Origin of the sequence: Candidatus Sysuiplasma acidicola (assembly GCA_019721035.1) — an archaeon.
Lineage (GTDB): Archaea > Thermoplasmatota > Thermoplasmata > Sysuiplasmatales > Sysuiplasmataceae > Sysuiplasma > Sysuiplasma acidicola.
The window spans coordinates 55,317-75,356 of sequence record JAHEAA010000004.1; the positions used below are offsets into that span (position 1 = coordinate 55,317).

21 protein-coding genes, 1 tRNA gene and 1 riboswitch are annotated in these 20,040 nt (G+C 52.4%); of the genes, 7 read left to right on the top strand and 15 right to left on the bottom strand.

Annotated features, from left to right (window positions below):
* The 6 genes from KIS30_02755 to KIS30_02780 form a co-directional block, all read right to left on the bottom strand.
* Positions 1–3,048 carry an elongation factor EF-2 gene (locus tag KIS30_02755; protein ID MBX8645663.1) on the bottom strand — a complete coding sequence of 1,016 codons (3,048 nt, stop codon included), beginning with the start codon at positions 3,046–3,048 and terminating at the stop codon, positions 1–3.
* A gap of 131 nt (positions 3,049–3,179) precedes the next feature.
* Positions 3,180–3,830, bottom strand: a complete 651-nt coding sequence (locus KIS30_02760; protein MBX8645664.1) for a 30S ribosomal protein S7 — start codon at positions 3,828–3,830, stop codon at positions 3,180–3,182.
* A gap of 4 nt (positions 3,831–3,834) precedes the next feature.
* Positions 3,835–4,263, bottom strand: a complete 429-nt coding sequence (locus KIS30_02765; protein MBX8645665.1) for a 30S ribosomal protein S12 — start codon at positions 4,261–4,263, stop codon at positions 3,835–3,837.
* A 366-nt stretch (positions 4,264–4,629) separates the two neighbouring features.
* Positions 4,630–5,865: an MFS transporter gene (locus tag KIS30_02770; GenBank protein MBX8645666.1), complete on the bottom strand. Its 1,236-nt coding sequence runs from the start codon at positions 5,863–5,865 to the stop codon at positions 4,630–4,632.
* 69 nt (positions 5,866–5,934) lie between these two features.
* Positions 5,935–6,039: riboswitch (TPP riboswitch) on the bottom strand.
* 205 nt (positions 6,040–6,244) lie between these two features.
* Positions 6,245–6,607: a hypothetical protein gene (locus KIS30_02775; GenBank protein ID MBX8645667.1), complete on the bottom strand. Its 363-nt coding sequence runs from the start codon at positions 6,605–6,607 to the stop codon at positions 6,245–6,247.
* A 56-nt stretch (positions 6,608–6,663) separates the two neighbouring features.
* Complete coding sequence (locus KIS30_02780) at positions 6,664–7,068, bottom strand: ArsR family transcriptional regulator (protein MBX8645668.1); 405 nt, start codon at positions 7,066–7,068, stop codon at positions 6,664–6,666.
* 362 nt (positions 7,069–7,430) lie between these two features.
* Between KIS30_02780 and KIS30_02785 the strand changes: the two genes are divergently transcribed.
* Entirely contained in the window at positions 7,431–8,612 is a 1,182-nt protein-coding gene (locus tag KIS30_02785; protein ID MBX8645669.1) for a S53 family peptidase, read from the top strand.
* Positions 8,613–8,728: 116 nt separating this feature from the next.
* Here KIS30_02785 and KIS30_02790 read toward each other — a convergent pair.
* Positions 8,729–8,827 (bottom strand) — tRNA-Leu (locus tag KIS30_02790).
* 125 nt (positions 8,828–8,952) lie between these two features.
* Here KIS30_02790 and KIS30_02795 point away from each other — a divergent pair.
* Positions 8,953–10,464, top strand: a complete 1,512-nt coding sequence (locus KIS30_02795; GenBank protein ID MBX8645670.1) for an aldehyde dehydrogenase family protein — start codon at positions 8,953–8,955, stop codon at positions 10,462–10,464.
* A 2-nt stretch (positions 10,465–10,466) separates the two neighbouring features.
* Here KIS30_02795 and KIS30_02800 read toward each other — a convergent pair whose 3' ends face one another.
* Genes KIS30_02800 through KIS30_02810 form a run of 3 tightly spaced genes read right to left on the bottom strand, consistent with a single transcriptional unit; the run spans position 10,467 to position 11,746 of the window.
* A complete protein-coding gene (locus KIS30_02800; protein ID MBX8645671.1) occupies positions 10,467–11,039 on the bottom strand; it encodes a DUF99 family protein in 573 nt (190 codons plus the stop codon).
* Positions 11,040–11,046: 7 nt separating this feature from the next.
* Positions 11,047–11,415 carry a peptidyl-tRNA hydrolase Pth2 gene (pth2, locus tag KIS30_02805; GenBank protein ID MBX8645672.1) on the bottom strand — a complete coding sequence of 123 codons (369 nt, stop codon included), beginning with the start codon at positions 11,413–11,415 and terminating at the stop codon, positions 11,047–11,049.
* Positions 11,402–11,746, bottom strand: coding sequence for a hypothetical protein (locus tag KIS30_02810; GenBank protein MBX8645673.1), 345 nt, complete (start codon positions 11,744–11,746; stop codon positions 11,402–11,404). The genes pth2 and KIS30_02810 overlap by 14 nt, the downstream gene beginning before the upstream one ends.
* 51 nt (positions 11,747–11,797) lie before the next feature.
* Here KIS30_02810 and tgtA point away from each other — a divergent pair, with 51 nt between their 5' ends.
* On the top strand, positions 11,798–13,711 hold the full coding sequence (gene tgtA / locus KIS30_02815; GenBank protein MBX8645674.1) for a tRNA guanosine(15) transglycosylase TgtA: 1,914 nt from the start codon (positions 11,798–11,800) through the stop codon (positions 13,709–13,711).
* Here the strand turns inward: tgtA and KIS30_02820 are convergent.
* The 3 genes from KIS30_02820 to KIS30_02830 are packed head-to-tail and all read right to left on the bottom strand — an operon-like array spanning position 13,686 to position 14,838.
* Complete coding sequence (locus KIS30_02820; GenBank protein ID MBX8645675.1) at positions 13,686–13,916, bottom strand: hypothetical protein; 231 nt, start codon at positions 13,914–13,916, stop codon at positions 13,686–13,688. The two genes, tgtA and KIS30_02820, sit on opposite strands and share 26 nt — an antisense overlap.
* Before the next feature lie 18 nt (positions 13,917–13,934).
* The gene (locus KIS30_02825) at positions 13,935–14,216 is read right to left on the bottom strand and encodes a hypothetical protein (GenBank protein MBX8645676.1); all 282 of its coding nucleotides are present in this window, start codon (positions 14,214–14,216) and stop codon (positions 13,935–13,937) included.
* Positions 14,209–14,838, bottom strand: coding sequence for a hypothetical protein (locus tag KIS30_02830; protein MBX8645677.1), 630 nt, complete (start codon positions 14,836–14,838; stop codon positions 14,209–14,211). Before KIS30_02830 ends, KIS30_02825 begins: the two co-directional genes overlap by 8 nt.
* Positions 14,839–14,954: 116 nt before the next feature.
* Here KIS30_02830 and KIS30_02835 point away from each other — a divergent pair, with 116 nt between their 5' ends.
* On the top strand, positions 14,955–15,401 hold the full coding sequence (locus KIS30_02835) for a hypothetical protein (GenBank protein MBX8645678.1): 447 nt from the start codon (positions 14,955–14,957) through the stop codon (positions 15,399–15,401).
* Positions 15,402–15,651: 250 nt separating this feature from the next.
* Here KIS30_02835 and KIS30_02840 read toward each other — a convergent pair whose 3' ends face one another.
* Positions 15,652–15,978, bottom strand: a complete 327-nt coding sequence (locus tag KIS30_02840) for a hypothetical protein (GenBank protein ID MBX8645679.1) — start codon at positions 15,976–15,978, stop codon at positions 15,652–15,654.
* A 32-nt stretch (positions 15,979–16,010) separates the two neighbouring features.
* On the opposite strand from KIS30_02840, the gene KIS30_02845 reads away from it, so the two are divergent.
* Positions 16,011–16,484 (top strand): redoxin domain-containing protein, encoded by a 474-nt coding sequence (locus KIS30_02845; GenBank protein MBX8645680.1) that lies wholly within the window; start codon positions 16,011–16,013, stop codon positions 16,482–16,484.
* 44 nt (positions 16,485–16,528) lie between these two features.
* On the opposite strand, the gene KIS30_02850 is transcribed toward KIS30_02845, so the two are convergent.
* Positions 16,529–17,131 (bottom strand): RlmE family RNA methyltransferase, encoded by a 603-nt coding sequence (locus KIS30_02850; GenBank protein MBX8645681.1) that lies wholly within the window; start codon positions 17,129–17,131, stop codon positions 16,529–16,531.
* A gap of 132 nt (positions 17,132–17,263) precedes the next feature.
* On the opposite strand from KIS30_02850, the gene purM reads away from it, so the two are divergent.
* Both purM and KIS30_02860 read left to right on the top strand, forming a co-directional pair.
* A complete protein-coding gene (gene purM / locus KIS30_02855) occupies positions 17,264–18,292 on the top strand; it encodes a phosphoribosylformylglycinamidine cyclo-ligase (protein MBX8645682.1) in 1,029 nt (342 codons plus the stop codon).
* Entirely contained in the window at positions 18,270–19,901 is a 1,632-nt protein-coding gene (locus tag KIS30_02860; GenBank protein MBX8645683.1) for an amidohydrolase, read from the top strand. Before purM ends, KIS30_02860 begins: the two co-directional genes overlap by 23 nt.
* The last annotated feature ends 139 nt before the right edge of the window (positions 19,902–20,040 follow it).

Sequence of the window (20,040 nt, forward strand, 5' to 3'; positions counted from 1 at the left end):
TCAGTCGGAGTAGTAGTTGGCGTCGTAAGGCTGCGGACTCAATCCCTTTCTCTTTCTTATTTCGGGGACCACTTTGTCTGCTATCTCCTTCGGCATCTTCTCGTATCCGGAGTTCTCTGTGGACCACAGCGCCCTTCCCTGCGTGGCGCTCCTTATCGCGCTGGCAAAGCCGAACATTTCAGATACCGGCGCCTTCGATTCGATTACTGTGTTCTCTCCTTCCTGTCTCATGTCCAGGATGACGCCGCGCCGCTGCTGAATCTCACGTATAGCGTCACCCATCACGTCCGGCGGGACGTTGATGTATATTTTCTGAATGGGCTCGTAAAGCACTCTTCCTGCGACCGCCATCGCGCCGTATATCGCGGAACGTGTTGCGGGAATGACCTGTGCCGGTCCTCTGTGTATGCTGTCCTCGTGAAGTTTTGCATCGACAATCTTCACCTTCAGGTGCATCACCCTCTCCTGTGCGAGCGGCCCGAGCCGCATCGCCTCCTCGTAGGACTGTTTGCACAGTTCCATCGTCTCGAAGAGGTACTGAATACCCTTGGTGTAGTCGATGAGCACGTTCGTGTCGTAAAACATCTGAACGCCCCTCGCCTCATCCCTCTCCATTCCATATTCCTGGAGCTTCTTGGCCAGTGCCTTCGAATCCTTGATTCTTCCTTCCGTCTTGATTTCACCGGACGTGATGGCCTTCACGACGCTCTCTTCGAGCGGCTCGACCTCGACATAGAATCTGTTGTGCTTGTTGGGCGACTTTCCTTCAAACGGACCGCCCTTTCCTTCCACACTCTCCCGGTAGACGACAATCGGCTTAGAGGCCTTGATCTCACACTTGTAGTCGTTGACGATCCTGTATTGAGTGACTTCAAGGTGCAGTTCGCCCATTCCGGAGAGCAGGTGCTCTCCAGTCTCCTGATTTATCTCGACTGTTATCGACGGATCCGCTTTACCGATGTTTCTCAGAACCTCGATGAGTTTCGGCAGATCCTTCATCTGCTTTGCTTCTATGGCCACAGTGACCACAGGCTCGCTGTAATGAACCATTCTTTCGAACGGCTCTATGCCTTCGATGGAAGACACGGTGGAACCGGCTATCGCATCCTTGAGGCCTGTGACAGCAGCTATGTTGCCTGCCCTGATCTCCTCGACCGTAATCCTGTCCGCTCCGACCGACAGTGCAACCGTCTGCACCCTGTTAGCCTGGTGCATTCCCGACACGTAAAGTTCCTGTCCCCGTTTCAGCGTGCCTGAAAACAGTCTTCCCACGGCAACTTCGCCTGCATGCGGATCAATGATGATTTTTGTTACCATGAATATGGTAGGTCCGCCCGGATCAACCTTGAGCATCGACTGGCCCAATTCAGACTCCTGATCTCCCTTCCAGATTGCAGGAATCCTCATCTTCTGGGCATCAATCGGACTCGGATGATTCTTAATTACAGATTCCAGGACCACCTTATGGAGCGGTATGCGCTGTGCAAGGGCCTTCTGGTCTCCTCTCTTCAGGTGTTCGTAAATGTCGCCAAAAGTTATGCCTGATTTCTTCATGTATGCTGCCGATATTGCCCAGTTGTTGTATGCACTGCCGAACAGCACTGTTCCGTCCTCCACGCGGACGCCCCACAGTTTTTTGAGCTCTTCCGGAGCCGCCGCATGGATTCTCTTGTTAACATCGTTGATAATGTTCACAAATCTTTTCTGCATGTCTTCAGGAGTGACCTTGAGTTCGTTGATCAGCCTGTCCACCTTGTTTATGAACAGTATCGGGCGTACCCTCTCTCTCAGCGCCTGCCTTATGACTGTTTCAGTCTGCGGCATGACTTGTTCTACAGCATCAACAAGTATTATGACGCCGTCTATGGCCCTCATGGCCCTCGTTACGTCGCCGCCAAAGTCGACATGCCCCGGTGTATCAATGAGATTGATCAGATAGTCGTTCCCGTCTATATCCTCCACCATTGATGCGTTAGCCGCGTTTATCGTTATGCCTCTTGCCTGTTCCTGTTCGTCATAATCAAGCAAGAGCTGCTTTCCTGCGAGCTCCTCGCTCATCATTCCCGCGCCGGCAATCAGATTGTCGCTCAGCGTCGTGTTGTGTATGATGAGACCCTCCACGAGCAGGTTGTGCGTTTCCTCGACAGAGAAGTCAAAGACAAACTCATCGTAAGCGCTCTCCAGCCCCTCCACTTCAACAACAGTGAGTGTGGAAGGCAATTGCGGTGCGAGCAGCGAGACTGTTCCACCCGCTACCGAAGTCATCAGTGCGAGGGACACTTCCGGCACGCTGTTATCCTTGTCATGATGTGCATTCACGACATCCGCGAGCCTGCTGACTTCATTATGGAAATCAGGATCTGACGGCTCCAGCGAGAAGCGGTAACCGTACCTGAGCATTGAAAGTGCAATGGCCCTGAGTGCTTTCCTCTGCGCTTCCCCGTGCCCGTCACCGTCCAACATATCGAGCATCGCCGACGACAGCGCGAAAAGCGTGCCCGTTTCCAGTTTCGGGAATATCCCCGCCTGGCTGCCTTTTCCGAACAGCACGTTTACGAGTTCATCTCCGGTATCATCCAGGACATCGGTTATAATCGCAGATGCCGTCTCCTTCAGCGCGTCAGGAGCTGTGCTCTTTCCAGTGAGTCTGGTGAATTCGTCGGCGCCGACGACGGACGTTTCCACATCGACTGCAGACGGCACTATGAGTTTGTCCCCGATGACAAGTTCCGAAGATCGGAGTTCATGAACAACTCCCTTTCTGTATGCGATGAATTTGTGTTCAGGCGTGACTGTCACTGGTCTGCCAGACTGCGGCCTGACCCTGATCAGCGGTTCGTCGTTCCTGATCTTCCAGACGTGCGTGATTCTCCTCTTTTCCAGTTTCATTTCGTTTGTGTTAAGCGATATTGTGTACTCGTCGCCGTCTGATAAGTATACCGTCTGGTCCGCGTCCGAGAAAACGGGCTGCCCGGTCGCATACTTCGAGTACAGCGCCATTGCCTCAATCCATGTTCCGTTCGTGAACACCATTGCGTCGCCAGTCATGCACTTTCCGTGATCGATGTGCGCCGCTGTTCCGATGTTTCGTATGAATCTCGGATCCTTCATTATAGCCTGAGCTTTGGCAATATTGTCTTCCTTTCTTCCCAAATCAATCGCCCTTTCCTGAAACAGGGTTAACGTGCCGACATGGCAACTCTTTCAATTTCATCTCTCTTGGAAACGGCCGAGCTCGTCATATCGCCGTTGGCCGCCAGAATAATCTCATCTGCAAGACACTGAGCGATGGGTTTTGTCGAGCCGTGAGAGGCGGCAACAGCGCCAAGGCAGATGTACCTGAGTGACAGGTCAAGCCTCCTTGAAGAGGATACGTCTACAGCCTTTGGAACTGAAATGCCTCCGAACTGGAGTCTTGTTATTTCCTCCCTCGGTGCGGCATGTTCAATGGCATTGACGAGAAGCTGTACCGGATTCTTTCCGGTCTTCGAATGCATGATCGTGAACGCCTGCTCTATGACCTTCAATGACTTGCTCTTTTTGCCTGTGTATCTTTCAGTTCTCATCATCTGATTCGCGAGTCGTTCGACGATGTTAAGGCGGCTCTTGGCAAAATTCTTGTTTGCGTGTTTGCCGGCCGTGTGAGGTACATATATCGGTGTCAGGTTGATGTATTTCGCAAGTCCGCGATCAGAAACAGCGACCTCTGCCAGACTGTACTTTCCGAAAAGAGGGGCGTCGTAGAGGAGGACGTGTTCCTGCTCCTTTTCCTCCGCCTCATCCACAGGCTGCTCTTCAGCAGCATCATTTTCAATATCTTCTTCAGGCATAGCTTCACCTGACCGGCTTTTCTTTTCTTCCTCTGACCATTTCATTCAACGACACGTTGTTCACCTTGATTACTTTGTATCTGACGCCGGGAATATCACCATATGACCTGCCCATCCTGCCGCCTATTCCCTCCACCAGCACCTCATCATGCTCGTCTATGAAATTTATGGCGCCGTCACCGACCGCAAAAGCAGTGACCTGCCTGCCGTTCTTTATCAGCTGCACCTTGACACATTTGCGGATCGCTGAATTGGGCTGTTTTGCCTCTATGCCGACCTTTTCAAGCACGATGCCGCGTGCCTGAGGAGCGCCCTCCAGCGGATCTGACTTCTCCTTGAGCTTGAGAATCCTCTTCTTGTAGGCTCTCTCACTCCACCTGAATTTCTTCCTGTTATTCTTGAGCTTCCTTGCTGTGTTCATTCCTCTGGCCATTATATCTCCTCAGATCAAACGTGACGCTAGCGCCCTGTCCTGAATTGCATTTGGGACAATGGCATGCCTGCAGCTTAGTTTGGATTAATAGCAAAATGACTCTCAATATATACGTTTCTACGATCGGTTCAGCTTAAATCCGGCACCGATTCACTGTTTTCGGGGTGTGGTCGTCCTCTCTCACACTTTCATCAGTTTCCAGAGCCGCCTGGCTGCCTTTTCCGGATTGGCCGAGCGGAAGACAGCCCTGATACCCGCCGTGATTCTCCGTTTTTGTGTTCGAATACAACGGCGGAAACACCGTTTGGGCATTCAGAAGGGCCGCGCACCGGGGCGATAAAGTCGTTACTCAGTACTGCTGCAGTTTCAGGCATTGTCAGTCACCTTGAAATCCGGGCTGATATTGCTCGTTTCGACACCACGCATATACCAGTAAACCGCGGCTGCAAGACCGGCTCCCCACAGTATCACGTTTATGAGCACGAATTCGAAAAGTCCGGCACTGCTCAGAAGGATGATGCTCGCTATATACGCTATAATCGGGAACATCCTGACAAGGCCGATGCCGGTGCCGCGCATGGCAGTGGGGAACAGCTCCGGCTCCAGTGTCGTCCGTGCGGCCCATGCAAACTCGCTGAATGCCATGTTGAGGAAAAGAAGCGGCAGAAATACATACTCGTTTGAAAGGCTGCTGAAGGCAATCAGTATCGCAACAATCGTGACAAATCCGCCACCGAATGAAAGGAGCGTGTACTGTTTCCTTCCCCTGGATACTAGCGGTGCGGCTATGAAACCGCTGATGGAAGCGCCGGCGAGCGCAACGAAAATTATCAGGGCTGTCTGGGATGGAAATTCGTCCGGGCCGAGAACGAAAGCCATCAGGCCGAATGTCAGGAACTGGGAAACGCCGAGTACGCTGAGAAGTATGTAGCTCTTCCAGAGCGGCGGAAGGCTCACAGCCTCTCCCTCGGAACCTATGTTCAGATGACTCTTCTCTTCCCTTGCTTCCCCGTCCCTGCCCCTGGAATGCAGCCACCTGAACGATTCAGGCATTGTCAATCTCGTGAACACAAGAAGTGCTATGATTGCAAGCGACGATGCCATGAGATATATCCGTTCTATAAATATGGAGCCGGAAACGGAGAATAGGAAAAAGGCTGCCGCGAACGCGCTGCCTATGTTGTTGAAGTTTGGAATGAGCGTCAGCAGTCTTCCCCGCTGTCTTACCGGCACGTCTTCGGCAATCAGCGCGAGCGACGGTGCCTCCTCGCCTCCCACGCCGAACGAAGATACTACCACGCCTGCAAGCAGCAGCGGGAACGTCGTTGCTACGGAAATGAACACGATGCCGAGGCTGTACATTGCCATCGTCAGCATGAATATTTTTCTTCTGCCGACGACATCCGACAACATACCCATTATCACATTTCCGGCAAGCAGTCCTACGGGTCCCGCGGAGAGGACAAGCATCCTTACAAGCGGGTCATTACCGTTGACGAACGGCCAGGACAGAGAAAGCGGGGCCATCGATGCCACAATGCCCCATATGAAGAAACCGCCCGAGGATGAAATCAGGAGCGAGCGCTGCCTGGAAGTCAGCATGGAGACAGCCCCCTGGAAACTCTGGAAAAAGCAGAATGCGTTCTCTCTTCAGGCTCCCTTACAGAACGTTGTGCAGACACTTTCTTTCCCTCCGCCAGCATTACCTGGATCAGGTTCAAAGGGTCGACCGCAAAGGTCCTCTCAGCCTCTTCAGAAGCTCCCCTTCGTCAGTGTACCCCAGCATCAGCTTCTATTTCAACTTTGTTTCAGGTCACAACGGATACAGAAAAATAGTATAATCAATGCCTCATGGTCACCGCGCGAATAGAGATGGATTTTTGATGTGGTTAAACGGGTTTTGCGCGGTTAAATGCATCGCTCACATGCCTCTTTTCCGTCTGCTCAATGGATGGGGCTGTGTTCCGGAATATAATCGTGTTTAACTGTAGCGCCGTCCGGCATATTCGGCAAGTTCGTTCACTCTCTTCTGTATATCATCCCTTATCCTTCGTATTTCAGCCATCGATTTTCCCTTCGGATCTTCAAGCTCCCAGTCGATTAGCTTTTTGTTCATTTCTGCAAGCATCGGCTTCGGACAGGCCCGGTCGACCGAACATCCCATTGTGACCACGATATCGGCATCGTTGATCATCTGCAGGGTGAGCATGGCAGGAACGTGGGACGATATGTCAATGCCGGCCTCAGACATGGCATTAACCACCAATGGGTTTGCATGAGATGATGGCTGCGTCCCAGCACTTGAGGCATTCAGGCCGAGCCTTTTCGCAAACGCTTCCGCCATGAGGCTTCGACCCGCATTTTCTACGCATACGAAGAGTACTTTAGTTGCCAGATGAATCACCCGCTTCCAACGGAGATTGTTTTGCTGCGCACATTCGTCCGCTCGTGACTACTTCCCCTTTCCGCAGTGCCTGAAGGTTTTGTTTCACTGCCTATTGATGATGCAAGGAGAAGCACATCATTCACCCTCTCCCCGGTGATGCCGAAGAAGGTCCACTTGCCTTTCGGCCTGCGGTAAATGGCACCTGCCCTTTCCAATAACTTCAAGTGGTGCGTTATGGTCGGCTGTTTCAGGTGCAGCGCTGAGGCAATTTCGCACGTGCAGATTTCTCCGTATGCTGTCATCAACCTGATTATCTGCAGCCTGACAGGCTCAGATAATGCCCCGAATATTCCTGCGAGTCTTGAAAGCTCCTCGCCGTCACTACGCACAGTAATTGTTCTTGGAAAACAGGTTTCCATGCACGATAAATGTAAGATATCAAATTTAAGCATATCTATTTAGATAGCATCAGAAGGGAAGTAAGTCACACTATTGATGTGTCATTTTCAATTCAACATATCGTGTATGTGCTGGAGTGAAAGGGAATTAATACTCTTGTTAAATAGATTAATATGAATGTAGGTCGTCTTATCCAGATATTAGTCGTTTCCAGATATGCCGGTTGATTTGAACTCGGGAGCAATATCCGGTATAAGTGGCGGTACAGATCAACAGGCGTTGCTGATTAAATAGTCCTTCAAACATTTACTGTCGGGGAAAAGTGATGAAGCAAAAATTAAGCTCGGCGCTGATAGTGATAATTTTTGTGATTGTGGCCGCAATGCCTGCTCTTGCAGTGCAGCAGAACACGGCAGCGGCAGGAACGCCATTTATGCACACCTTCATAACAAGTGTGCGGGCAGGAAACGGGAAGGGTCCAAGCGGAGGTTCCAGCTCCTCGGGACCTACTTCATATCCCGCATACACACCCGGCCAGATATTCCACGCTTATAACTACAGTGCGAATTACAATGGGACTGGGGAGACAATTGCAATCATAGATGCATATGGGAGTCCGTCAATTCAGAATGATGTGAAAGTTTTCGACTCCCAGTTCAATCTTCCACCGATTAAACTCACTGTACTTTCTCCCTTTGGCAAGGTGGGAAGAAACGCAGGATGGGCGCTCGAAACATCGCTTGATGTGGAGTGGTCCCATGCAATGGCACCGAATGCCAGTATTTTGCTGATAGAGGCACCCTCAGCCTCAACAACCTATCTCATAACCGACTCCATCAACTACATTGTGAATAACACGCATGCGAATGTCGTTTCCATGTCCTGGGGGGCAGCAGAGAGCGGACTCACTGCTTCTGAACTGTCACAGTATTCATCCACCTTTGCTTATGCGGCAAGTCACGGAGTCATAATGGTCGCCGCCTCAGGAGACAGCGGGGCCAATGACAGCACGTCTTCCCCAACTGTGAATTATCCTGCTTCCGATCCAAGCGTTGTGGGGGCAGGCGGAACCACTCTGCAACTCGCCAATATTACTTCCACAAGCGCCAATTATTCCTACGAATATGCCTGGAATTCCTCAGGAGGAGGCATAAGCACCTACTTCCCTGAGCCAAAGTACCAGTCAGGTGCCGGCATCACCGCTTCCGGAAGAGCCGTTCCGGATGTTTCATACGACGCAAACCCGAACACAGGTTTCTGGATTTACGACAGCACAACCTACGAAGGACTGAAGGGCTGGATACAGGTGGGAGGGACAAGTGCATCATCACCGCAGTGGGCCGCAATCTTCACGGAAGTGCAGCAATACAAGGGTTCTACAACTTTCAACGGGACAAATGTACTCTCGTCTCTCTATTCTGTTTACAGCAGCAGTACAGAGTATGCAAGTGCATTCCATGACATTACTATTGGATACAACGGGTATTACTATGCCGGGACAGGATACGACGAAGTCACAGGAATAGGCTCACCCAACGTGAGTGCACTTATAGAATATTTGTGAGTGGTTTTGCTGCCAAACATTTTAAAAACCTCTTCCCGCCGTTTTTGATCGGCTCATATGGGTGTTGATTTTGCCCTTCCAGTATCAGTGGCCACGCATCCATTCAATCTATTGCATGCGGGAGGAGGGATTTGAACCCACGGACCCCTGCGGGACAGAATTTCCCAAGTTCATTCTTAAGTCCTGCGCTGTTGGCCAAGCTTAGCTACTCCCGCTTTGTGCGTGAGATAAGCAGAGTGGAATAATTTGATTTCCACGTCATGAGAATTTGCGGTGGTGGACAGCAAAGCGTTAATCTATTACCTGCTGACTCAAAGCCTGGCAGTCAGGTTGTGTTACAATGGTCAAGGAATACGGAATCTTCTTGAATGGTGACTGGACAGAAAGCTCAGGAAATGAATTTTTCGAAACACTGAATCCTGCGACGGGTGAAGTGCTTGCCCGCTTTGCAAAGGGCACACCGAAGGATGTGGACAACGCCGTGCGTTCGGCCGAAAGGGGTTTCAGACTGTGGAAAGAGGTCCCTGCACCGATGAGGGGCGAAATACTGTTTGAAGCGGCGCTGAATATAGCCAGGCATAAAGAGGAACTCAGCCGCCTCGTAACGGCGGAAATGGGCAAGGTGCTCAGCGAAGGCAGAGGAGAAGTCCAGGAGGCCATCGACTTTTTCAAATACATAGCAGGAGAGGGAAGAAGAATGTTCGGCGAAACCACGCCGTCCGAACTTCCTGACAAGTTCAACATGACGGTGCGCCTTCCCAAGGGTCCTGTGGGACTAATAACGCCGTGGAACTTTCCCGTCTCCATACCGTCATGGAAGATGGGCGCTGCACTGATTTCAGGCTGCTCAATTGTACTTAAGCCGGCAACGGACACGCCTCTGTGCGCCGCCAGATTCATAGAACTCGTCAATGAGGCAGGCATGCCGCCGGGCGTCATAAATCTGGTCGCTGGAAGCGGAGCGGAAGCCGGAAATGCGCTCATTCGTCACGAAGGCATCAGGGCACTGTCCTTTACGGGGGGCGTGAATACTGGCAGGGAAGTGTACACAGAGGGTGCACGCAGACTCATACAGGTGCATCTGGAGCTCGGAGGCAAGAATCCGGTCATAGTCATGGATGACGCCAATCTTGATATTGTTCTGGACGGCGTTCTCTTCGGAGCGTTCGGAACATCCGGTCAGAGATGCACTGCGACAAGCAGACTGATACTACACCAGGCAGTCTACGACGAGCTTATGGGAAGGCTTGTTGACAGGGTGGAAAAGCTGAAGATCGGTAATCCTGCCGAAGATCTTACAGACATGGGCCCAGTTATCAACAGAAAGGCAAAGGAGAGCATAATGGGATATATCGACGTCGGCAAAAAGGAGGGCGGAAAGATCGCCACCGGCGGCAATGCACTCGAAGGCGGAATATATTCCAGGGGAAATTACATACAGCCCACTATTATAGAAACGAGACACGGCACAAGGGTCAGCACCGAGGAAATATTCGGTCCTGTGCTTTCCGTCATTAAAGTCTCATCCTTTGGCGAAGCGGTCGAAGTTGCAAACGGTGTCCAGTACGGCCTGAGTTCATCTATATACACCAGGAACGTGAATCTTGCGTTCAGGGCAATACAACAGCTCGACGCCGGCATCACGTACGTGAATGCGCCGACCATAGGTGCGGAGATACATCTGCCCTTCGGCGGAGTCAAGAACACGGGAACCGGAGGGAGGGAAGCTGGATCGGTCGCGATCGAGGAGTTCACCGAACTCAAGAGTGTTTTCATCGACTACAGCGACATGCTGCAGAAGGCACAGATCGACACGGAGCACAGGTTGAAGGAAAAGCTCCACTCGAAATGAGTTCAGGGCTTTCCCCTGGATTCTCCCATGGTCAACGCGCCGGCAAATATGTGTGCCAGCCTGAGAGGTTCAGGATAGTTGCCTCTCACGATGGCAGCGTCCAGCAGTTGCACTGCCTGCTCAATGTCGATGCCGGCACAGCTTACGCTCAGTTTCCACTTTTCAGTCTCCACTCTGACGGTTTCGTGCATCCTGATGAGCTCGCACCTCTCTTTCCAGTCCTGAAAATATTTACGGAGTGCGCTATCCATTGATTCGAAATCTGGATGTCTTCTTGTTACGGTGAGAACGGGAAGAGCGGTCGCATCATGTATGTAATCCAGGTCAAAGATGTTGAAGCCGCCGCATGCAATGCCGTCAAGCAATATTGCCCTCATCTGCTCCTTCAGCCTGGATCTGTTCACGGCGTCGCTTATTGCTGCTGAAGCATCTCTTCCATCCACAGTGCAGCTTGTTACGATGGCCCCTTCGACATAGGATGGCAGTCTGGCCACGATACCCACGAGCGGCACCGTTCCCTGCCTGAATTCGAATCTTCCGTCATCAAACGCGACAATCCTTGTCTGTCCTTTCATATAGCGCTCACAGGAGCTGCAGACTCCCAGTAACAGGATCTATCTCGCCGTTCTCAGCGGGCCCTATTCCCAGGCATGTCACGGTGCCCGGCGGAACTTCAGTCAGGCCGGCATCTGCAACCAGACTTGTAACGAGCCCCCTCCCCCTGGCATTTTCCCTGACCATGTGAAGTTCACTCAGCGACTTTATCCTGACGACGACTTTTCTCTGTCCCTCTTTCAGCCATGCATCGAAGGTCTTCCTGTTCCCCTCCCTGCACTGCAGCGCGCATCCGACTGCCGCATGTGCCACCTGCACCGCCATCTTTCCGGGAGAAAGTTTCAGGTCGGATCTGACCACTACTACCAGCTTATACTGAAATTTATCTTCCTGCATTTTTTCCTTCCCCTCCTGCACGCTTTCTGTAACTGAGCTTCCTCCCTCGTCCGGACGCCGCAATGACGAGGAATACGGCTGCAATGGCAACAAGCACTGCTATGAAAACGGTGAAGTTCAGCGGCTTACCGTAGATGCCGGACAGAAACGTGAGCAGGAATAGGAGAATGATGGAAATTGCGACGCTAATTCCAACCGAGGCGGCAATGAGCTCTGTTATGTCGTTCCTCCACTTGCTCCCTCTCTCTGCGAAAGCAAGCACTGCCGACAGGCCCGGCAGAAAGAACATCAGCGCAACGGCTGCAACCAGTTCCGGAATTGAAGCAGGCATCTGCCTTGAAATGTAATTTAGTTATAATAACAGGTGCTGACTCCCGTCTGGATGCCAGCGGATTTCGAACTGATTGAAAGAGACGGCATGGGCAGGATTTGCACATTGCGCACGCCACACGGCACTGTGGAGACTCCAACCGTGCTGCCCGTGATCAATCCGAACAGGAACCTGATCACGGCGCGGGAAATGAGGGATGACTTCGGTGCGCAGATGGTGATTACCAATTCCTATATTATCGCCAGGGAACCGGAGCTGCGAGAAACGGCACTCTCTTCTGGCGTGCATGGCCTTCTCCACTTCGACGGACCGGTGATGACTGACAGCGGCACATTTCAGGGTCACGTGTACGGTGATCTGGGCATTGATGCCGATGAGATTATGGAGCTGCAGCGCGCATTCGGAAGCGACGTTTCCACTGTCCTCGACGTCTTTTCCGAACCTGAATTTTCAAGGGAGAGGGCGGCAGAAGCTGTGAAGATCACGACAGAGCGTGCCTCGAGGTCCATCATGCTTGACGGCGGGAAGAGCATTATAGCATGCACAGTGCAGGGCTCCCTTTACGCCGATTTGCGGGAGCATGCGGCGAAAGAGCTCTCTGCACTTGGCGCAGGCTACGCGGCCGTGGGAGGCATAGTGCCGCTGATGGAAAGGGGCATGTACACAGATCTGGTAAATGTTGTGATAGCCTCAAAGAAGGGATTGCATCCGTCGCTCCCCGTACACCTGTTCGGCGCAGGGCATCCGCTGATTTTTCCGATTGCAGCGCTCATGGGATGCGACATATTCGATTCCGCTTCGTACGCGAAATATGCCCAGGACGATAGAATGATTTTTCCCGATCGCACCGTCCATCTGTCGGAGCTGGAGTACAATCCCTGCGTCTGTCCGGTATGCAGCACACATACGCTGAAGGAGATAAAGTCCGCCGAAGGCCCGGGGCGTGTGGACATGCTCGCACGACACAATCTGCACATCATTTTTTCCGAAATCAGGCTCGTGAAGCAGGCGATTCGCGAGCAGCGGCTCTGGGAGCTGGCGGAGAACAGGGCGCGTTCGAACCCGTCGCTGTTCGATTCGTATCTTTCCCTGCTTGACCAGTATGCTTTCCTGGAGCGATACGAACCGCTTTCCAGGGAATCGGGCATGTCTGCTGTCGACAGTGTATCGCTCTCAAGGCCCTCCGTGGTAAGGTTTGCATCGAGGCTGAATGAATTGAGGGCCGGAGATGGGAGGAGGCTGCTCCTGCTCAAAGGAACGAAACCATATTTCTCACATCTCGATTTCTCGTTGAAGTCGGAGGATGAGGACATCGTCGTGGAGACGCCGTTCGGCCTGATGCCGATCACGCTGACCGAAACATACCCGTTTGCGCAATCCTCCTTTTCCGTAGGCTCATCACCAGAGCAGCACATGCTGGAGTACATGAGCAGATTTCAGTACAGCCATTTCAGGAGTGCGGAAGGAAAGTGGAGGCGAAGGGGCAACACTGTTCCGGATTCCGCATACTTCGAGCTGATAAGGAAGGTGTGCGAGTATCAGTTCGGAACAAGACGTTCCGATGCGCTGCTCTCGGGAAAAATAGAGTTCGTTCGCTCATCCAACACGGGAAAACTGCGCTCTGTCATCAGGAACGGCAAACAGATACTCTTCTTCAGAACCGGCGACGGCCTGTTTTCACTGAAAATCGAAGGTGCGAAGATCATTCACTCCCGCACGCAGGCTCCAGGGATGAGGGTCATATGCATGGAGGATGCAGCCGGTTTTGTCTCTGCTGGAAAGAGCCTCTTCTGCAAGTTTGTGAAGGAAGCGGATGCCGATATCCGGCCGGGCGACGAATGTATCGTGGTGGATGAGAAGGACAGGCTTCTCGCATGCGGCAGGACGATGATGAACAGGGAGGAAATGCTTTCATTCAGACGCGGCGTCGCGGTGGATGTCAGGGATTATCCTTCCTCAGCATAGCGGCAACTGCGACCTCCAGCCCGGCTATGAAATCATCCGCAGTCCGCAGCAGACTCATCAGCGATGCCGAAGAGGCTCGTGCGACGATTGTTCCGCCACTGGCAGAGGACGACAGAAAATCACCGTTATCTATCTCAACCGCTTTCTGCACGTCCTCGGCGATTTCACCAAGTGTGAGGCTCATTTCAATGCTGTATGCCTGCAAATGCACCGTCTCCGCATTTCACAATTTAAGACCGAAAGTCACTGTGAACTCCTCGACCTTTCTGAATTCCTTCAGGAAATACCGTCCCTTGTCAGTAATGCTGTACACCGATTTATCTCCCTCGTCTCTCCTGTTCACAAACCCCACGTTTTCCATCTGGCCAAGATATTTCAGTAACCTGTCGTACGAAAGATTGGCCCTGTACAGGATGTGCGTCGGCCTGGCATCCCCTTCATCGGCTATCGCACTGAGTATATCGGCAAGGATTCTCGGTTTGGATCTGTAGCTGCTTTCACTCAATACTCTTTCTCTCCTTGTGCTCAGTGCCGTAGTGTTTCGGCCCTATTGCCATATACAGCAGACCAAACGCGAGAAGCTGGAATATGCTGTAATACAGGTATCCGGCGGTCTCAATTCTTGGTGAAAACACCAGCAATGCGCTGACGAGGTGCAGAATGAAGAGGAGAGAGAAGCTCGAGAGGACCAGCGCTGTGCCCGCCGTCGGTCTTCTGCTGTAGCTATTCCACACGCTGAACACGATTACCCCAAGCAGTATCGCTATCAGGATCTGGAATGTGAAGGGGATGAAGAGGAGAGCAATGATCGGCAGCAGATTCTCCGCCTTGGGCTTAATGAGGTATGCGAGCATGATGAGCGTGTAGGCGAATACCTCTACCATTGTTACGGTGTAGTAGAAAAGAAAGGTTATGCCCGCTCCGGCAGTATGGCGCAGGCCCGCGATTGCACCCACCGTCTCCAGTGCGAAAACAAGTGTGACAAGGGCGAAACCGGCCGCGAGAATCAGCAGATTCAGATTCTGAGCGATCCTGTATCCCCTGTACGCCCTGTACGAAACAAGAAGAGCAACAAGCAGTGTAATCGCAGATGCAACCGCCTCAAAGACATGATAGACTTCAACCATAACACAATCTGCCCGGCATCAGTGGTGCATCTGGTCAAACTTCTTAACGATTCGTACGTATGATCCATTCCTTTACAATATAACTGTGGCGGCAAATCAGCCGTGCGGTGATATGAATGGCCAATAAACTGACAGGTGGAATGTCCAAGAGGGCGAAGTATCTCGCTGTGTCTCTGGCAGCGCTCATCGCCGTAGGCGGGTTCGCTGCCGTCAGCATGGCAAATGCTTCCAGCCAGCTCAGTGCCAGCGGCAGCGCCGGAACGCAAAACATGTACAACGGAGAGTACCTGGAAGTCGTTGCCTGGACCTGGTCGGGCGGTCACAGGGTGCCGGTTGCAGATGCAAACGTCACTGTGTACACCATTTCGCACAGTGTTGCCGCAAACGGGACGATCACGATAACCCTCACGCCCTTCGAGACAAACACGACAAATGCTCATGGTGCAGCGTACTTCAATCTTCCAGACGGCAAGTATGCCATAGCAGTGCACTTTGACGGCGCACGGGGGTTCGCTCTTCTGGATCTGCGCTTTTACAGGACCGTCTTTGTAGAACTCAAGTGATGCTCGCGGGCGCACAAACCATTTAACGGGATTTGGTCAACGGTACAGTATCCTGTAATCCATATCCCGTATTGTTTTATCCGCTATTTCCTGTATGTCAACGTTGAGCACGGACTTCAGCAGATATCTGACTCTTGCCTTTTCGTCAACTGTCAGTTTATCACTGCATTAACGTCTGTTACACAGTATAAAAAACACGCTGCCTGATTATCCTGCAATGCAAGCCGACGGCCATGGCGCAGGACAACGCCTATCTTCTGACTGGTCTTCCCCTGTTCCTCTGGTCCCTGTCCCTGAAATCGCCATGATCTGCTTCGATTCTCTCCCTCTCGGTGTTGAGTGTGCCAAGCCAGTACATTCTGGCATTTTCCTTGTTCATCAGCGCACCCTTCTGCACAAGTGCCATCTTCATCTTCTGTCTGAATTGAAGCGCCTTTGCTTCGTTCTTGCCGGATGGAGTGTCACCCTCCCAGAGCTTTTCAAACTGTGCTTCCTTCTCGGTCGGCAAATGCTGCACCTTCGACTCGATGACGCGCTCAACCTCTTTAAAGTTTGCATTTCTCCGGGCCGAATCCAAAAACTTATTTCCTTTCTTTCCTACTCCGTATCATGACAGAATTGAAAGTGGGAGAAAAAGTCCCTGATTTCACGCTACCCAGCGGAATAGGTAAGAAAGTGTCCCTGAACGAGCTCGTTCAGCGAGGTACGACCGTCATCGCCTTCTATCCCGGCGATTTCAGTTCCGTATGCACGAACGAGTGGTGCAGCTTCCGCGACGGCCTGAAGGAGTTCGAGTCGCTGAAGGCAAAAGTCGTCGGAATAAGCGGAGACAGTCATTTTGTCCACGAGGCCTTCAAGAAGGCGAATTCGCTGAACTTCGATCTGCTCAGCGACTACGATCATGAAGTGTCGAAGAGATACGGCGTATACTATGAAGAGTTCCTCGGTCTCAGGGGAGTATCAAAGCGATCGGTTTTCATAGTCGACAGCAAAGGTATTCTCAGATTCAAGTGGGTAACCGAGGATGCCTCGAAGCTGCCCGATTTGGCACAGATAAAGACGGAACTGGCACGTGTGAACTGAGGCAGCATCGCATTAGCGCCCTCCTTCAGGTCCGGAGGTCTTCCTTAACCTCTGAAACCCATCGCAATCACATATGTTTCAGAGCTCTGTTTCCTGCTGGCAACAGGCTTGGACAGGCGCACCTCTTTGAATGATGCCGTCACGGCCGCTACGACTTCCTTCTCTGACCTGCCTTCAAACAGCTTGGCTACAAAATTACCGTTCCGTGCCAGCACGAGTCTGGCGACGCCGAGCGCAGCCATGACGAGCGCCACGGAACGTTCATGGTCCAGATCGTAATTTCCGCTGATGTTAGGCGCCATATCTGAGAGCACAACGTCCACTCTTCCACCGGCCGCTCCGAGTATTTTTTCTGCGGCGGAGGGAGCGGTCACGTCGGCACGAAGTGCTGTTACACCATCCAGCTCCTTCAACGGCGCTATGTCAACACCTACTACTGTGCCGTTCTCGCCGGCTATCTCCTTCTCCACCTGAAGCCAACCGCCTGGCGCCGCGCCCAGATCAACGCATTTCATGCCTTCGAACATGAAACTGAACTTGTCCTGAAGCTGCATCAGTTTGAATGCCGCCCTGCTCCTGTAATGCTCTCTTTTTGCCTTGAGATAATAGTAATCACGCTTCCTCTCCTTCATCCATCTTCTGCCCAGGCAATCACTCTCCCTCAGCTCTTTCACAAAGAGTGGATAACCAATCCATAAAACTATCTGGCAATCAGTCCTGTTTCATGAAGCAGCCGAACGCTGCGAAGATTTTATTCACCCGTGCTGCATGATGCACTCATGAGCATATCCCGCGGCGCGTACGCCATGTCCGGTGTCGATATAGATCTCAAGAGCAGTTTCATATCATCCCTGGTGCACGAACTGAAATACCGTAGAAGGGTGAACGGTCCGGCCATCGAGACCGGTCACTTCACCGCTGCCGTAACATTCGGAAAGCACCTGCTGACGCTGTCGACCGACGGTGTCGGATCGAAACTGCTGATAGCGCGGAAGATGAACAGGTGGGACACCGTCGGAATCGATTGTGTGGCCATGAATGTGAACGACACGATATGCATAGGCGCGGAACCGATTGCTCTAGTGGATTACGTTGCAACACCGACCATTGAATCAGACATAGCCGCGGATCTCGGACGCGGTCTTAACCGTGGAGCGAAAGCTGCAAACGTCACAGTTGTCGGCGGAGAAGTCGCGGTCCTCAGCAGCATGCTGAATGAACTCGATCTCTCTGCCAGCTGTCTTGGTGTTGTCGAACGCAGTAAAATAATAACGGGCAGGGGCATCAGAGCAGGCGATGAAATAATCGGTCTTGCGAGCAGCGGTCTGCATTCCAACGGCTTTACGCTGGTGAGGATGATTCTCAGTGAGAAGAACATATCACTTGATGAAAAATTCGGGGCTGGCAAATCCCTCGGCAATGTGCTACTCACTCCGACGACGATATATGTGCGGCCGGTGCTCAAATGCGTTTTGCGCGGAGGCATCACCGGTATGGCCAACATCACCGGCGGCGGCATGAGGAATATACTCCGCCTCAGCGAAAAGGTTCATTTCATTATAACCGATTTGCCAAAGCCGCAGCGTATCTTCTCATTCCTTTCGGAAAACGGCGGCATACCTGATAGCGAGATGTTTCAGACGTTCAATATGGGCATCGGGTTCGTCATTGTTGTCGGGAAAGGGCAGGGTGACGAGACAGTCAGATGCCTGAAAAGAAATCGGTTGGGCGCACGCATTATTGGTCATGTTGAGAAAGGCCGGGGTGTGACGCTCGAGGAGTACGGTGTCCATTACGATCATTACTGACGGTCCGGTCAATGCCATGATGCCCGGATCAATCACGGAATCGGCCACTTCACCGGACAGTGGTGACCTGCTGATTTACAACGCGAATCTCTTCACAGGCATGAGATATGCAGAAGCTGTGCTGATTCGAAATGGCGTTGTCGAATGTGTCGGCGACAACGAAATGGTTCTTCTTGCAGCTGGTAACGATGACCGTCTGGTGCGCATGAATGCAGGCGGCAGCCTTGTTCTTCCGGGCCTGGTTGATGCTCACATGCATCTTCTCGAGACCGGCACTGAAATGATAATGGGACAGCTGCGCAATTACGGCTCCATACAGCATATGGTAGGTGAGATGCGGAAGCGATGCGCCGAACTTCCGTTCCTCATATCCGGCGGGTGGGATGAGGAGAATTTCGCCGAGCGCAGATTACCTGACAGACATGATCTGGACGCGATCTCAAGAAACAAGCCTGTCATGCTGTTCAGATTCTGTCACCATGTCGTCTCTGTGAATTCGTTTGTAATAGAGAAGTGCGGACTGGAACATGCCGCAGATGTTCCGGGAGGCATAATCCGGCGCGACGCATCGGGTGTTCCCACAGGGGTGCTCCTTGACAGGGCAATGGAAGCTGTCCTGGATCTGAGAAGAGAACTCATCTCTTCGATTGCAGAAGATGCGGTCAGGAAGGCAACAGAATACGCGCTCTCCAGAGGGTTGACCACGCTGATGCCGCTCGATTCGGACCGCCTGGAGTTTAAAACATGCAGAGATATGGCTGCCAGAAATGAACTTGGGTGCAGACTCCGGCTGTTTCTGTCGGCACAGGATTTCGAGTCCTTCCTTGAAAGCCGGGATGCGGACATGCATGACGATATGATACGCGTGTGCGGTGTGAAACTCTTTGCTGACGGCAGCTTCGGCGGAAGAACAGCACTGCTTTCGACGCCTTATGAGGACGATCAGACCACCGGTCTCCGCCTCACCGATGAAGTTGACATGATCAGGTATATGGTGATGGCCAGGGAAAGGGGAATGATGGTTGCTGCGCACGCAATCGGAGACAGAGCAATAGAGGAGGTGCTGACTGCAGCAGAGAAAGCCGGAATGAAGGGAAGAGATCTGCGCCTTGAACACGCCGCTTTCACTCCACCCAGTGTGATTGGGAAGATTGACGCGTTTCGTCCGGTCATGGTTGTGCAGCCTCACTTCCTTGTCGGAGACTGGTGGCTTCCTGACAGGCTGGGGAAGAGATGCATTGACTGTTATCTCTTCCGGACGTTCAGAGACATGGGACTCATGCCTGTCGGATCAAGCGATTCGCCCGTAGAACCGCTTGATCCATGGAGCGGCATTCTCTCCGCGGTCGACAGGGGAAGGCATGCGGGAGTGCGCATAGCCGATATGACTGCCGGTGAAGCTCTCGACGCGGAGGCTGCTGTGCTGATGTATACCGCTTGGGCAGGCGCCGCTTCCGGCGAAACTGGCAGGCTGGGGATGCTGGAGCCGGGAAGTTTTGGAGACGCCGTCATGATGTCAGAAAAATCAATCGCGGATGCAATACGCAAACCGTCTGTCATGATGACTGCAGTTGCCGGTCGCATCCGTTTCGCATCCGGCGGGAAGTGAAGAGCGCGGCGAATTGCGCGAATCGTGTTCACTCACAGGTCCCATGAGCAGGCTCCGTCTTCCTTGGCGGAACATTGTCGCGAACACCGGTTTATGTCTCCGCGGAGGAATAATAGAAAAAGGAGTATGTGTTACGGCC

What these genes read in the sequence shown, in the direction of transcription:
- KIS30_02780 (MBX8645668.1), bottom strand. Translation starts at nt 7,068, where the DNA reads ATGGAAACCTGTTTTCCAAGAACAATTACTGTGCGTAGTGACGGCGAG.
- tgtA (MBX8645674.1), top strand. Translation starts at nt 11,798, where the DNA reads ATGCCAGCGGATTTCGAACTGATTGAAAGAGACGGCATGGGCAGGATT.
- KIS30_02810 (MBX8645673.1), bottom strand. Translation starts at nt 11,746, where the DNA reads ATGCCTGCTTCAATTCCGGAACTGGTTGCAGCCGTTGCGCTGATGTTC.
- KIS30_02760 (MBX8645664.1), bottom strand. Translation starts at nt 3,830, where the DNA reads ATGCCTGAAGAAGATATTGAAAATGATGCTGCTGAAGAGCAGCCTGTG.
- KIS30_02770 (MBX8645666.1), bottom strand. Translation starts at nt 5,865, where the DNA reads ATGCTGACTTCCAGGCAGCGCTCGCTCCTGATTTCATCCTCGGGCGGT.
- KIS30_02765 (MBX8645665.1), bottom strand. Translation starts at nt 4,263, where the DNA reads ATGGCCAGAGGAATGAACACAGCAAGGAAGCTCAAGAATAACAGGAAG.
- KIS30_02785 (MBX8645669.1), top strand. Translation starts at nt 7,431, where the DNA reads ATGCCTGCTCTTGCAGTGCAGCAGAACACGGCAGCGGCAGGAACGCCA.
- KIS30_02845 (MBX8645680.1), top strand. Translation starts at nt 16,011, where the DNA reads ATGACAGAATTGAAAGTGGGAGAAAAAGTCCCTGATTTCACGCTACCC.
- KIS30_02795 (MBX8645670.1), top strand. Translation starts at nt 8,953, where the DNA reads ATGGTCAAGGAATACGGAATCTTCTTGAATGGTGACTGGACAGAAAGC.
- KIS30_02775 (MBX8645667.1), bottom strand. Translation starts at nt 6,607, where the DNA reads ATGGCGGAAGCGTTTGCGAAAAGGCTCGGCCTGAATGCCTCAAGTGCT.
- KIS30_02755 (MBX8645663.1), bottom strand. Translation starts at nt 3,048, where the DNA reads ATGACTGGCGACGCAATGGTGTTCACGAACGGAACATGGATTGAGGCA.
- KIS30_02800 (MBX8645671.1), bottom strand. Translation starts at nt 11,039, where the DNA reads ATGAAAGGACAGACAAGGATTGTCGCGTTTGATGACGGAAGATTCGAA.
- pth2 (MBX8645672.1), bottom strand. Translation starts at nt 11,415, where the DNA reads ATGCAGGAAGATAAATTTCAGTATAAGCTGGTAGTAGTGGTCAGATCC.
- KIS30_02830 (MBX8645677.1), bottom strand. Translation starts at nt 14,838, where the DNA reads ATGGTTGAAGTCTATCATGTCTTTGAGGCGGTTGCATCTGCGATTACA.
- purM (MBX8645682.1), top strand. Translation starts at nt 17,264, where the DNA reads ATGAGCATATCCCGCGGCGCGTACGCCATGTCCGGTGTCGATATAGAT.
- KIS30_02835 (MBX8645678.1), top strand. Translation starts at nt 14,955, where the DNA reads ATGGCCAATAAACTGACAGGTGGAATGTCCAAGAGGGCGAAGTATCTC.